The organism is Thioclava pacifica DSM 10166 (genome assembly GCF_000714535.1).
Lineage (GTDB): Bacteria > Pseudomonadota > Alphaproteobacteria > Rhodobacterales > Rhodobacteraceae > Thioclava > Thioclava pacifica.
The window spans coordinates 42160-54830 of record NZ_AUND01000034.1 but is presented as its reverse complement, the minus strand read 5'-3'; the positions used below and the strand labels follow the sequence as shown (position 1 = coordinate 54830).

Genomic DNA, 12671 nt, shown 5'->3' with positions numbered 1-12671 from the left:
GGTGATCACCCGGTTCGCGCCATCGCCCACCGGGCCCCTTCATCTCGGCCACGCCTATAGCGCGATCCTCGCCCATGACATGGCGCGCAACACAGGTGGGAAATTCCTGCTGCGCATCGAGGATATTGACCAGAGCCGCGCTCGGCCGCATTGGGAAGAGCAAATCTTTGACGACCTGCGCTGGCTCGGGCTCAGCTGGGATGGCCCGGTCATGCGCCAGTCCGAACGACTCAACATCTATCGCGAAGCCCTTGATAATCTGTGGCAAAGAGATTTCCTCTTCGCCTGCAATTGCACCCGCCGCGACATTGAGGCCGCCGTATCCGCTCCCCAGGAAGGCGTCAGCTACGGCCCCGACGGGCTGATCTATCCCGGCACCTGCCGCGAGAGCGGCGCGCGCAAACCTGGCCAGACGCTCCCCGACGCAGCCCTACGACTGAATATGGCCCGCGCGGCCCAAGACATCCAATTCGAGGAAATCTGCGAAATTCATCGGGGAACGCATCACATCAGCCGCACCGAATTGATCGAAAAGGTCGGAGACGTCGTGCTTGCTCGGCGCGATATGGGCACATCCTACCACCTCGCCGTGGTGCTCGATGACGCAGCCCAGCGGATCACTCATGTCACGCGCGGCGCCGATCTCTTTGACGCGACACAGATCCATGTTTTGCTCCAGAACCTACTTGAACTCCCGACGCCAACCTATTGCCATCACGACTTAATCCGAGATAAGAATGGCAAGAGGCTTGCCAAGCGCGACGACGCCCGCGCCATCGCGACATACCGCGCCGACGGGGCGAGCCCGGCCGATATCCGGCGCATGGTGGGGCTGCCACCAGCTACCTGAAGTCGACCGTCTCGTCAGCCTTCCATCGGTTTGAGGATCTCGACTTCCTCACCCTCGCGGATCGCGGTGTAGAAGCACGAGCGTCGGTTCGTATGACAAGCCGGGCCCTCCTGCTCGACGAGCACCAGCAGACAATCGCGGTCACAATCGACCCGCATCTCGCGCAGCACCTGAACATGGCCTGACGTTTCACCCTTCACCCAAAACGATTTCCGCGAGCGCGACCAATAGGTTACGCGGCCCGTTTCCAGTGTACGCGCTACGCTTTCCGCATTCATCCAGGCCATCATCAGGACATCTCCCGAGAGCGCATCCTGCGCGATCGCGGGGATCAGACCATTGGCATCATAGGTGAGGCTGGCGGGGTCGAATGGCATCGGCTCTTTCCTTCCTTAGGCGCAAGTCCTATCTACGCCGGACGGGCCGAAGGGGGAAGCCATGAGCGATGCCGATCTGATCAAGCTCTATTCGCAGCGCATTCTCGCGCTGGCGGCCGATATGCCCGCGACCGATCCACTACCCGCCCCTGATGCCACGGTGCGCAAGCGCGCGCCGCTTTGCGGCTCGACCGTCGAGGTCTCGATCACGTGCACCGACGGGCGCGTGACGGGCTATAGCCAGAACGTGCACGCCTGTGCACTGGGTCAGGCTTCAGCTTCGATCTTCGGGGCGAATGTGATCGGCCGAACGAAAGATGAGGTTCGGGAGCTGCGCGATCAACTGGCCGCGATGCTCAAGGGCGGACCGGTCCCCGACGCGCCCTTCGGTGAGTATGAGGTTCTGACCGCCGCGCGAGATTATCCGAACCGCCACGGCTCGATCCTGCTTGCCCCCGAGGCGACGCTCGAAGCGCTCGAGAGCTGTTAACCCGCTCGCAATCCCCCGCATGATAAAAAAAGCCGCCACTCGTAAGAGCGGCGGCTAAGGAAGCGCTTCCGGACAGGCGGGCCTTGGGACAGGCAGTGCCGCAAGTTTGGGACAGGGCGGCAGCCAAAAAGCGCGAGGCAGTAGGCAAAAATCAGGTCGGGATCAGAACATCCCCGGCAGCCAGAGCGCGATAACGAAGCTCGCGCAGAGCGTGATGCCACCAATCGCATCGGCCAGAAGCGTGCCGTGATTGCGGTCGAGAATCTCTTTGATTTCCTTGGCCATGTGGCACCTCCTTCACCGTTGTTTCTTATTTGTTCTCATGTTTCGTTCCCGCTGTAAAGAACTTTTTAAGAACATTTGAGAACATCTGTGCGGAACACGCAGGATCCAGCGGTCAGCCAACCCCGATCAATTTGATCGCACGGTCCTGCTCCATCAGCCACAACAGCACGCGTGCCGCCTGCCCACGGGGGCTGGTCAGCTCCGGATCGTCGCTTAGTAGTTTGCGCGCATCGGACTGAGCGACGGCCATCAACCCGGCCTGGCGTTCGAGATCGGCCACCCTGAACTGCGGCAGGCCGGATTGCGCCGTGCCGATCACATCGCCCGCGCCGCGCATCGCAAGGTCTTCCTCGGCGATGCGGAACCCGTCTTCGCTTTCGCGCAGGATCGCGAGGCGCCGCTCGGCGGTCTCGCTCAGCGGCGACTGATAGATCATCAGGCAGGTCGAGGAAGCCGCACCGCGACCGACCCGACCGCGTAGCTGATGAAGCTGGGCAAGGCCGAAGCTCTCGGCGCGCTCGATCACCATGATCGAGGCATTGGGCACGTTCACGCCCACCTCGATCACCGTCGTCGCGACCAGCACGCGGGTCTCGCCCTTCACGAAGGCGGCCATCGCGGCATCCTTCTCGGCGGGCGGCATCTGACCGTGGACCAGCCCGACGATGCCCTCGCCCAGGGCCGCGCGCAGCGCCACGAACCGGTCCGTCGCCGAGCTCAGATCGACGCGCTCGCTTTCCTCGACCAGCGGGCAGACCCAATAGGCCTGCCGCCCCTCGGCCACGGCCTTGCGCAGATGCTCGACCACCTCGCCCATCCGCTCCATCGCGACAAGCGCGGTCTTGACCGGCGTCCGACCGGGCGGCTTCTCGTCCAGGAGACTCACATCCATGTCGCCATATTGCGCCAGCGCGAGTGAGCGCGGGATCGGCGTCGCGGTCATCACCAGGATATCGACCGCCTCGCCCTTCGCGCCCAGTTCCATCCGCTGCGCCACGCCGAAGCGGTGCTGCTCATCGATCACGGAAAGCCGGAGATCCTGAAATTCCACATCTTTCTGAAAAACCGCATGGGTGCCGACGAGGATCCCGATTGCGCCAGACGCCAGATCGGCAAGCTTCTTCGCGCGCTCCGCCCCCTTGTCGCGGCCCGTCAGGATCTCCAGCCGAACGCCCGCAGCAGCGGCCAACGGCGCAAGCCCGTCGAGATGCTGACGCGCGAGGATCTCGGTCGGGGCCATCATCACGCCCTGCCCGCCCGCCTCGACCGCGGTCAGCAGCGCCATGAAGGCCACGAGCGTCTTGCCCGCGCCGACATCGCCCTGCAGCAGCCGGTTCATCCGTCGGTCCGAGCCCATATCGCCCGTGATCTCGGCAATCGCGCGGGTCTGCGCACCGGTCGGCCTATAGGGCAGACTTTCCAGCACCTGCGAGGACAGCGCGCCCGTGCCGCGCGTCACCCGCCCCTTCTTGCGCCGCGCCTGACGGCGCGCCAGCGCGAGCGTCATCTGATGCGCGAACAGCTCGTCATAGGCGAGTCGCGCACGCGCCGGGGCGGTGGCGGTCAGATCCGACAGCCCCTCGGGGTGATGCGCCTTGGTGATCGCGGCATGCCAATCAGGCCAACCCTCGCGGCGTTTCAGCTCCGGATCGATCCATTCGGGCAGCTCCGGCGCACGGGAGAGCGCTCCCTCCGCCGCCTTCGCCATCAGCTTTTGCGTCACACCCGCGGTCAGCGGATAGACCGGCTCGAAACGCGGCATCTCGCCGGCCTCTTCGGGCGGCAGGATGTAATCGGGATGCACGATCTGCGCCATGCCATCATAGACTTCGAGCTTGCCCGAGATGATCCGCCGCGACCCGTTCGGCATTTGCTTGGCCAGCCAGTCACCGCGCGCGTGAAAGAAGACCAGAGTGATATCGGTCTGCGCGTCATGGCACAAAACCCGGTCCGGCGCACCGCGTTTGCGCGCGGGGCTATGGGCGCCAATGGTGACCTCGACTGTCACCGTAGTGCCTGCGGGCACCCCCTGCACGGTCGTGACCGGGCGGCGGTCGATCACCGAATAGGGCAGCGTGAACAGCGCATCGCGCGGCCTCTCGATCGCGAGACCTTCGAAGGATTTGGCCGTTTTCGGGCCAATGCCGGGCAGGCTGTCGAGGGCCGCGAAGAGCCCGAACAGTTCCTGCGGCCGCGTGCTCATGCGCCCCCCGCGAGGTCGAGCCACTCGTCTTCGTCGATGACGCGGATATTCAGTTCTGCCGCCTTCTTCGCTTTCGAACCCGCGCCCGGACCCGCAACGACCAGATCAGTTTTCGCACTGACCGAGCCCGAAACCTTCGCGCCAAGCGCCTCGGCCCGGGCCTTCGCCTCGGCCCGTGTCATCTTCTCGAGCGTGCCGGTGAAGACGACCGTCAGGCCGGAAACGGGGCTGTCGGATTTCGGTTTCTCGGCCGCCTCGACCGTCAGATAGACGGTCAGCCGGTCGATCGACGCGCGCTCGGCCTCCTGGTGGAAAGTGGTAACGACCGAGGTCGCGAGCGTCGCGCCCACGCCGTCGATCGAGAGCAGTTCTTCCCAGTCCGGCCCCTGCCCGATCTCCGCCCGCGTCATTGCGGTCTCAAAATTTTCCCAAGTTCCGTAATGGGTTGCAAGAAGACCCGCGCTGGTCTCGCCAACATGGCGGATGCCAAGCGCGAATATCAGCCGCTGCAAGGGGATCTTGCGTTTCTCGGCGATCGCATCGAACAAGTTGCGCGCCGATTTCTCGCCCCAGCCCTCGCGGTTCTTGAGTTGTTGCAAGCCCTGGCCGTAACGGTCCTCGAGGGAGAAGATATCGGCGGGCTCCTTGATCCAGCCATCCTCGTAGAATTGCTCGACCTGTTTCGCGCCCAAGCCTTCGATGTCGAAGGCCGCACGCGAGACGAAATGCTTCAACTTTTCTACGGCTTGGGCGGGGCAGATCAGGCCGCCGGTGCAGCGGCGCACGGCATCGCCCTCTTCGCGGATCGCCTCGGAGCCGCAGCGGGGGCAATGGGTCGGAAATTCGTAAGGAGTCGCATCGGCGGGGCGGCGCGCGAGATCCACATCCGCGACTTTCGGGATCACGTCGCCCGCGCGATAGACCTGCACCCAATCGCCAACACGGATATCCTTGCCGCCGCGGATTTCCTCGCCTTTGGAGTCGCGCCCGGCAATGTAATCCTCGTTATGCAGCGTTGCGTTCGAGACGACGACGCCGCCGACGGTCACCGGGGTCAGGCGCGCAACGGGCGAGAGCGCACCCGTGCGCCCGACCTGAATGTCGATCCCCTCAAGCTGGGTCCAAGCCAGTTCGGCAGGAAATTTATGCGCAATCGCCCAACGGGGCGTCGTCGACCGAAAACCCAATCGACGTTGCAGCGCGAGGTCGTTCACCTTGTAGACGACGCCGTCGATGTCATAGCCAAGTGCGGCCCGCTGCGCCTCGATCTCTCGGTAATGGGCGAGCATTTCAGCAGGGCCATCGCAAAGCCGGGTCAGAGGATTCGTTTTAAAATCGAGAGCTTCCAGCCGCGCGATGGCCTCGATCTGTGTCTCGGCGAGCGGCTCGGAATGCTCCCCCCAGGCATAGGCGAAGAATTTCAGCGGCCGCGCGGCAGTGACCTTCGGATCGAGCTGGCGCAGAGAGCCAGCGGCCGCATTGCGCGGATTGGCGAACCGTTTCTCGCCCGCGGCTTCGTTACGGGCGTTAAGCGCTTCGAAATCGGCATGGCTCATATAGACCTCGCCGCGCACTTCAAGAATTGCGGGCGCACCGACGAGCGTTTCGGGGATATCCGAAATGGTCCGCGCATTTTCGGTGACGTTCTCGCCGACCGCCCCGTCACCACGGGTGGCCGCATGGATCAGAATGCCATTCTCGTAGCGGATCGACAGCGAGAGGCCATCGATCTTCGGCTCGGCGGTGTAGGCGAGCGGGGCATCGGCCGCCAGACCGAGAAAACTGCGCACCGACTCGTCGAACTCGGTAATGTCCTCGTCAGAAAACGCATTCGCGAGGCTCATCATCCGCACGGCATGGGTAATCTTGCCGAACCCCTCGGCGAGCTGACCGCCGACCTGTTCGGTGGGAGACGTTTCGGATTTCAGGGACGGGAACTTCGCCTCGATCGCGGCCAGGCGGCGTTTGAGCAAGTCGTATTCGGCGTCGGAGATCTCGGGCGCATCATGAGTGTGATAAGCGGTATTCGCCGCCTCGATCTTCGCGACCAGATCGGGCAGTTCGGCGCGGGCCGCAGCCTCGCTCAGCGCGTCAATATCGGTGCCGGACAGCTCTGACATGAAAAGACCCCCTCGTGCTGACCTTGGTTTAGGCAAGCGCCGAGGGGGCGTAAAGAGCCGTGACGACGGAGATCATCGGCTGGAGGGAAGGTTTACGCGCCCATCGCGACGCGGCGTTCCATTTCGGACGGATCCGGATCACGCAGCACATATCCGCGCCCCCAAACCGTCTCGATATAGTTTTCGCCCTCGGTCGCATCGGCGAGTTTCTTGCGCAGCTTGCAGATGAAGACATCAATGATCTTCAATTCAGGTTCATCCATGCCGCCATAGAGGTGATTGAGGAACATCTCCTTGGTCAGTGTCGTGCCCTTGCGCAGGCTGAGAAGCTCGAGCATCTGATATTCCTTGCCCGTCAGATGCACGGGCTTGCCATCGACGTCGACCGTCTTCGCATCGAGGTTGACCGCAATCTTGCCGGTACGGATGATCGACTGGGCGTGTCCCTTGGAGCGGCGAATGATCGCGTGGATCCGCGCGACGAGTTCCTCGCGATGGAACGGTTTCGTCATGTAGTCATCGGCGCCGAAGCCGAAGCCCTTGATCTTGTTCTCGGTATCATCCGCGCCGGTGAGGATCAAAATCGGCGTATCCACCTTGGCCAGGCGCAGCTGACGCAGAACCTCGTGCCCGTTCATATCGGGCAGATTCAGGTCCAGAAGGATCAAGTCGTAATCGTAGAGCTTGGCGAGATCGATGCCCTCTTCGCCCAGATCCGTGCAATAAACGTTCAGATTGGCATGGGTGAGCATCAATTCGATGCTGCGCGACGTGGTCGGGTCGTCTTCCACCAACAAAATCCGCATCCTGGGTACTCCGCGTTAATCCCTCGATCAGGACCGAGACTTACATCAATTGGTTAATACCCTCTTACCTTGGCAGGTTTTCGCCGATTTACAACTTAAAGTTGTTTATTTTTCTGAATCGCCGTCACCTTGAGACCTTGCATGCCGTGTCGGGCGATTCCCTCTATCCATAGATCCAGCTCTTCATCGGACAGTTCGTAGCGCTCGATCACCTCACCGCGCGAGATCAACCCATGGGCGACTGCCTGCACGATTGTCGCCTTGCGGCTGGCGACCCAACGGCGCGTTTCCACCGGCGGCAGATCGGCACGGGTCAGGATGGTGCCATCGGCGAGCGTGACCGCCCGCGGACCATCGACTTTCTTGAGATACATGGGCTCACCCCCTCGTCATCTTCACGCCGGCAAGATTGCGCGCGGCGGGCTTAACAGCGGGTGAAACGCGGGGTTGTGAGTAGCTCGCATTTTCCTATATTCCTGCGGATCTCGTTAAAGGACGCTTCAGCATGCCCAAGGATCAGCCGCTCAACTCGCTGGGCTTTCCCAAGCCACCGGCGGAAACCCGCGTCGTCGTCGCCATGTCCGGTGGTGTCGACAGCTCGGTCGTGGCCGCGCAACTGGCCGAGGAAGGCTATGACGTGGTGGGCGTGACGCTGCAGCTTTACGATCACGGCGCGGCGCTGGCGAAAAAAGGTGCGTGCTGCGCGGGTCAGGACATCCATGATGCGCGCCGCGTGGCCGAGGAAATGGGCTTCCCGCATTACGTGCTCGATTACGAGAACACCTTCCGCGAGGCGGTGATCGAAGAATTCGCCGACGCCTATCTTGGCGGCGCGACCCCGGTGCCCTGCATTCGCTGCAACGAGCGGGTGAAGTTCAAGGACCTGCTGGAGACGGCGAAGGATCTCGATGCCGACTGCATGGCGACGGGGCATTACATTCAGCGCAAGATGGGCACGCGTGGCCCCGAGCTGCATTGCGCGGCCGATGCGAACCGCGATCAGAGCTACTTCCTGTTCTCGACCACACCCGAGCAGCTCGACTACCTGCGCTTCCCACTAGGCCACCTGCCGTCCAAGGATGCAACCCGCGAGCTGGCGGCGAAATACGGGCTGGCGGTGGCCGACAAGCCCGACAGCCAGGACATCTGCTTCGTGCCGAACGGCAATTACGCAAGCGTCATCGAGAAGCTGCGCCCCGGCGCCGCCGATCCCGGCAATATCGTCGATATGGAGGGCAATGTGCTCGGCCAGCATCGCGGCGTGATCCATTACACGATCGGCCAGCGCCGCGGTCTTGGCATCGGCGGGCTCGAAGATCCGCTCTATGTGGTCAAGCTCGATCCCGACACGCGCCATGTGGTCGTGGGCCCGAAAGAGGCGCTCTCGACTCGGACGATCCCGGTGCGCGAGATCAACTGGCTGGGCGACGAACCCTTCACCTCGCGGCCCGAATGGAACCTGCGGGTCAAGGTCCGCTCGACCCGCCCGCCGCGCGAAGCGATCATCCGCCCGATATCGGACACCGAAGCCGAAGTGGAGCTGATCGAGCCGGAAGAAGGCGTCAGCCCCGGTCAGGCCTGCGTCTTCTACGCGCCCGAAGGCGGTCGCATCTTCGGCGGCGGCTGGATCTACAAGCCGTAATCCCCGGCAGATCACGACATCGACCACGATCCGTTGATTTGGGGCGTTCTCGGGCGCACCCTAGTCTCACGTCATGAATTTCATGAAAGAAAGTTGTGACGATGAGACATATCACCCTTCCCGCCGCGGCCCTGGCACTGTCCCTCGCCCTGCCCGCCTTCGCGCAGACGCAGACCTCGCCCGAGGCGCCGCTCATGCTTGGTGGCGTGCCGCTTAATACGATCCAGCCTGACACCAGCACTTTTGCCGAACGCGTCGCCGCCGCCCAGCCTTACAAGGAAGCGGCGATGGCCAATATCGATTTCACGGCAATGATCGCGCAGATGTCGCAACCTCTCATCACCATGGCGGCCGAGAAGGGCCGCCCGCTCTCCGAAGGTCAGAAACGCCAGATCGACGCGCTCTTCCAGGCGACCTTCCTTGCTCCGCTCAAGCAGATCATGGAAACGCAGGACGAGACGATCGCAAAGCTCTTCACCTTGCAGGAGATCAAGGCGATGAGCGCCTTCTACACATCTCCGGTCGGCGAAAAGATCATCTCCCGAATGCCCAAAATCATGCAGAGCGTTCAGCCGCAGGTCGTCGCACTGATGCAGGAAACCATGCCCAAGCTGACACCGCAGATCGAAAAGATCATCAAGGAGGGCAACCCGAAATGAAATCGCGCGGCGCGCCCGGGCCGGGGCGCGCCGCGCTGTCGTAGCTGGATCCGTTTCCTCAGACCGGCACGTCGCCGAGGCTCACCCCGTGCTTGCCGGTCCGAGTCGCTACTTTCCCGAGGTCGCCTTTGCGATCGCCTCCCCTTCCTCGGTGGCAGAACGCACGGCGCGCTCGGCGATGCTGGTCATGGAGGTTGCGAGCTTCGACATCTCGGTCGCGTAATCGCTCGCGGTACGTTGCCAGAACTCGCCCCAAAGGCTCATCGCCTTGAGAGGGTCGGCCTCGTCGGCAAGCTTGCCCACCATCTCCTGATCACGTTCGAAGCGCGATTTGAGAAAATCCAGCACCTCGATATTCTGCGAGATCACCGCCTCCATCATCTTCAGTTGCGGCGCCATCATCGAACTCATTCCCTCAACATTGGGGACCGGCATACAGCCAGCCATGTTCATCCCCGGAGGGCTCTTCTTCGTCGCCATAATAGCCTCCCTTACAAGATTGAATGACTTTACCACGCAATTTTCGCATCTCCCTTGATTTGGAACAACCACGACTACGAAAAACTTACCTTGCGTAAGCTGCCGCCAAAATGAGCCGAAATGCACCGCCAGCGTTTACTTCCCAACCAATGTGCTAAGTGAATGCGATGCCCGATCCGCTTCTGAGTCCACGTCCCGAAGGCCTGTATTGCCCCGCGGGCGATTTCTTCATCGACCCGAGCCGCCCCGTGCGTCGGGCGCTGATCACCCATGGCCACGCCGATCATGCGCGCGCGGGCCACGGCTCCGTGCTGGCGACGCGTGAGACGCTCGACATCATGGCAATCCGTTACGGTGAGGGTTTCGCGGGTCAGCGCCAGCCCTATGACGGGCCGCTCACGCTGGGCGGCGTCGATGTCAGCTTTCACCCCGCGGGGCATGTGCTGGGCTCGGCGCAGATCGCGGTGACGCGGGGCGAGCAGCGCATCGTGGCCTCCGGCGATTATGCGCGGGTTTCAAACCCATCCTGTGCGCCTTTCGAGCCGGTTCCTTGCGACACCTTCATCACCGAAGCCACCTTCGCGCTCCCAGTGTTCAAACATCCCGACCCGGCGGACGAAATATCGAAGCTGCTGGCCTCGATGCGCGCCGCGCCTGAGCGCGCCCATCTGATCGGCGCCTATGCGCTTGGCAAGGCGCAACGGGTCATCATGCTTGTGCGCGAAGCGGGCTATGATGCGCCGATCTATATCCACGGCGCGTTGCAGAAAATGTGCGATTACCACATCGCGCAAGGAATTCCGCTCGGCGATCTGCGCCCCGCGACGATGGACAAGACCGAGGCGCGGGCGCTGCGCGAGGCGCTGGTGATCGCGCCCCCTTCGGCCTTCGCAAGCCCCTGGGTGCAACGCTTCGCCGATCCGGTGATCGGGTTTGCCTCGGGCTGGATGCAGATCCGCGCGCGGGCACGTCAGAGGGGCGTGGAACTGCCGCTGGTGATCTCGGACCATGTGGACTGGACCGATCTGACCCGCACCGTGACCGAGATCGACCCCGCCGAGCTCTGGATCACGCATGGCCGCGAAGAGGCGCTGATGCGTTGGGCTGAGCTGGAGGGCCGCGTCGCCCGCCCGCTTCACCTCGTAGGCTATGAGGAGGAGCCGGAATGAAAGCCTTCGCGCGCCTTCTCGAACGTCTCGCCTTCACGCCGGGGCGCAATGCCAAGCTCGACGCGCTGGCCGATTACCTGCGCCATGCACCCGATCCCGAGCGCGGTTATGCGCTGGCCGCGCTGACCGGAGAGCTCGAACTGGGCCGCGCGCAACCCGCCGTGCTGCGCGCAATGGTGGGCGAGCGGGTCGATCCGGAGCTGTTTGCCCTCAGCTACGACTATGTCGGCGATCTGGCCGAGACGATCGCGCTGATCTGGCCCACGGATGCCGCGCCGGAAGACCTCGATCTGCCGATGATCGTCGAAACCTTGCAGGACACGCCAAAGACCCGCGCCGGTCCACTGATCGCGGGCTGGCTCGACCGGCTCGCGCCGTCGGAACGCTATGCGCTTTTGAAACTCGCGACCGGCGGGCTGCGCGTGGGCGTCTCGGCGCGGCTGGCCCGCGTGGCGCTGGCGCGGCTCGGGACGCCGGAGCTGGAAGAGATCGAGGAGATCTGGCACGGGCTCACCCCGCCCTATCAGCCGCTTTTCGACTGGATCGAGGGCGGGGAGAAGCCCGAACGGATGGGTCTTGCCCCCTTCCGCCCGGTGATGCTCTCCACTCCGATCGACCGCGATGGCCTCGACGCGCTCGACCCGGCCGCGTTCACCGCCGAATGGAAATGGGATGGCATCCGCGTGCAGGCCGTGGCCGAGGGTGGCGAGCGACGGCTCTATTCGCGCACGGGCGAGGATATCTCGGCCGCCTTCCCCGATATCGTCGCGCATATGGGCTTCGAGGGCGCGCTCGATGGAGAGTTGATCGTGCGGCGCGGTACCGAGGTCGCGCCCTTCGGCGACCTGCAGAAACGGCTGGGGCGGAAATCACCGGGCAAGGCGCTTCTGGCCTCGCACCCGGCGGCGCTGCGGCTCTACGATGTGCTGCATTGGCAAGGCGACGATCTGCGTCCCCTGCCCTTCGATCAGCGCCGCGCACGGCTTGAGACCGCTATGGCCGACCTCCCGCCGGAGCGCTTCGACACCTCGGAAATCCTGCCCTTCGACGACTGGGACACGCTCGCCGCGCTCCGCGAAGCCCCGCCGCAAGCGGTCATCGAAGGCGTGATGCTCAAGCGCCGCGACACGCCCTACATGGCGGGCCGCCCCAAGGGGCCGTGGTTCAAGTGGAAACGCGACCCGTTCATCATCGACGCGGTGCTGCTCTATGCCCAACGCGGGCATGGCAAACGCTCGGGCTTCTATTCCGACTTCACCTTTGGCGTCTGGGAGGGCGACACGCTCGTGCCCGTCGGCAAGGCCTATTCCGGCTTCACCGACGAGGAACTGCGCCGCCTCGACCGCTTCGTGCGCAACAACACCCGCGAGCGCTTCGGCCCGGTGCGCTCGCTCGCGCCGGAACTCGTGGTCGAAGTGGCGTTCGAAGGACTCAACCGCTCCACCCGGCACAAATCGGGCGTGGCGATGCGGTTTCCGCGCATCTCGCGCATACGCTGGGACAAGCCCGCACCCGAAGCCGACCGGATCGAAAGCTTGCGCGCGATGTTACCGCCGGAAGACTAAGCGCGGCGCGCCCAAGGCAATTCAG

General features: G+C 63.5%; 13 protein-coding genes. 6 read left to right on the top strand and 7 right to left on the bottom strand.

All coding sequences use genetic code 11. From position 1 onward, the window contains the following. Window position 1: 1 nt before the first annotated feature. The gene (gene gluQRS / locus TP2_RS12365; RefSeq protein WP_038078617.1) at window positions 2-850 is read left to right on the top strand and encodes a tRNA glutamyl-Q(34) synthetase GluQRS; all 849 of its coding nucleotides are present in this window, start codon (window positions 2-4) and stop codon (window positions 848-850) included. A gap of 14 nt (window positions 851-864) precedes the next feature. Here gluQRS and hisI read toward each other — a convergent pair whose 3' ends face one another. After that, window positions 865-1227 carry a phosphoribosyl-AMP cyclohydrolase gene (gene hisI, locus TP2_RS12360; RefSeq protein ID WP_038077978.1) on the bottom strand — a complete coding sequence of 121 codons (363 nt, stop codon included), beginning with the start codon at window positions 1225-1227 and terminating at the stop codon, window positions 865-867. 61 nt (window positions 1228-1288) lie between these two features. Between hisI and TP2_RS12355 the strand changes: the two genes are divergently transcribed. Continuing rightward, entirely contained in the window at window positions 1289-1717 is a 429-nt protein-coding gene (locus tag TP2_RS12355) for an iron-sulfur cluster assembly scaffold protein (protein ID WP_038077972.1), read from the top strand. A gap of 162 nt (window positions 1718-1879) precedes the next feature. On the opposite strand, the gene TP2_RS18995 is transcribed toward TP2_RS12355, so the two are convergent. The 5 genes from TP2_RS18995 to sciP all read right to left on the bottom strand — a co-directional run bounded on the left by TP2_RS18995 (window position 1880) and on the right by sciP (window position 7505). Further along, complete coding sequence (locus TP2_RS18995) at window positions 1880-2002, bottom strand: hypothetical protein (protein ID WP_276202131.1); 123 nt, start codon at window positions 2000-2002, stop codon at window positions 1880-1882. Between the two features lie 112 nt (window positions 2003-2114). Next, window positions 2115-4205: an ATP-dependent DNA helicase RecG gene (gene recG, locus TP2_RS12350; RefSeq protein WP_038077967.1), complete on the bottom strand. Its 2091-nt coding sequence runs from the start codon at window positions 4203-4205 to the stop codon at window positions 2115-2117. Beyond that, window positions 4202-6325, bottom strand: coding sequence for an NAD-dependent DNA ligase LigA (ligA, locus tag TP2_RS12345; protein WP_038077966.1), 2124 nt, complete (start codon window positions 6323-6325; stop codon window positions 4202-4204). Before ligA ends, recG begins: the two co-directional genes overlap by 4 nt. Window positions 6326-6417: 92 nt before the next feature. Next, entirely contained in the window at window positions 6418-7131 is a 714-nt protein-coding gene (ctrA, locus tag TP2_RS12340) for a response regulator transcription factor CtrA (RefSeq protein ID WP_038077965.1), read from the bottom strand. Window positions 7132-7226: 95 nt separating this feature from the next. After that, the gene (gene sciP / locus TP2_RS12335) at window positions 7227-7505 is read right to left on the bottom strand and encodes a CtrA inhibitor SciP (RefSeq protein ID WP_038077964.1); all 279 of its coding nucleotides are present in this window, start codon (window positions 7503-7505) and stop codon (window positions 7227-7229) included. 131 nt (window positions 7506-7636) lie between these two features. Here sciP and mnmA point away from each other — a divergent pair, with 131 nt between their 5' ends. Continuing rightward, entirely contained in the window at window positions 7637-8773 is a 1137-nt protein-coding gene (gene mnmA / locus TP2_RS12330) for a tRNA 2-thiouridine(34) synthase MnmA (RefSeq protein WP_038077963.1), read from the top strand. 101 nt (window positions 8774-8874) lie between these two features. After that, window positions 8875-9432: a DUF2059 domain-containing protein gene (locus TP2_RS12325; protein WP_038077951.1), complete on the top strand. Its 558-nt coding sequence runs from the start codon at window positions 8875-8877 to the stop codon at window positions 9430-9432. A 108-nt stretch (window positions 9433-9540) separates the two neighbouring features. Here TP2_RS12325 and TP2_RS12320 read toward each other — a convergent pair whose 3' ends face one another. Continuing rightward, entirely contained in the window at window positions 9541-9912 is a 372-nt protein-coding gene (locus tag TP2_RS12320) for a phasin family protein (RefSeq protein ID WP_038077950.1), read from the bottom strand. A 167-nt stretch (window positions 9913-10079) separates the two neighbouring features. Between TP2_RS12320 and TP2_RS12315 the strand changes: the two genes are divergently transcribed. Further along, entirely contained in the window at window positions 10080-11081 is a 1002-nt protein-coding gene (locus tag TP2_RS12315) for a ligase-associated DNA damage response exonuclease (protein ID WP_038077949.1), read from the top strand. Next, window positions 11078-12646: a cisplatin damage response ATP-dependent DNA ligase gene (locus tag TP2_RS12310; protein ID WP_038077943.1), complete on the top strand. Its 1569-nt coding sequence runs from the start codon at window positions 11078-11080 to the stop codon at window positions 12644-12646. The genes TP2_RS12315 and TP2_RS12310 overlap by 4 nt, the downstream gene beginning before the upstream one ends. The last annotated feature ends 25 nt before the right edge of the window (window positions 12647-12671 follow it).

Coding starts and splice junctions, on each gene's coding strand:
- hisI (WP_038077978.1), bottom strand. CDS start 1,227: ATGCCATTCGACCCCGCCAGCCTCACCTATGATGCCAATGGTCTGATC.
- TP2_RS12355 (WP_038077972.1), top strand. CDS start 1,289: ATGAGCGATGCCGATCTGATCAAGCTCTATTCGCAGCGCATTCTCGCG.
- TP2_RS18995 (WP_276202131.1), bottom strand. CDS start 2,002: ATGGCCAAGGAAATCAAAGAGATTCTCGACCGCAATCACGGCACGCTT.
- recG (WP_038077967.1), bottom strand. CDS start 4,205: ATGAGCACGCGGCCGCAGGAACTGTTCGGGCTCTTCGCGGCCCTCGAC.
- ligA (WP_038077966.1), bottom strand. CDS start 6,325: ATGTCAGAGCTGTCCGGCACCGATATTGACGCGCTGAGCGAGGCTGCG.
- ctrA (WP_038077965.1), bottom strand. CDS start 7,131: ATGCGGATTTTGTTGGTGGAAGACGACCCGACCACGTCGCGCAGCATC.
- sciP (WP_038077964.1), bottom strand. CDS start 7,505: ATGTATCTCAAGAAAGTCGATGGTCCGCGGGCGGTCACGCTCGCCGAT.
- mnmA (WP_038077963.1), top strand. CDS start 7,637: ATGCCCAAGGATCAGCCGCTCAACTCGCTGGGCTTTCCCAAGCCACCG.
- TP2_RS12325 (WP_038077951.1), top strand. CDS start 8,875: ATGAGACATATCACCCTTCCCGCCGCGGCCCTGGCACTGTCCCTCGCC.
- TP2_RS12320 (WP_038077950.1), bottom strand. CDS start 9,912: ATGGCGACGAAGAAGAGCCCTCCGGGGATGAACATGGCTGGCTGTATG.
- TP2_RS12315 (WP_038077949.1), top strand. CDS start 10,080: ATGCCCGATCCGCTTCTGAGTCCACGTCCCGAAGGCCTGTATTGCCCC.
- TP2_RS12310 (WP_038077943.1), top strand. CDS start 11,078: ATGAAAGCCTTCGCGCGCCTTCTCGAACGTCTCGCCTTCACGCCGGGG.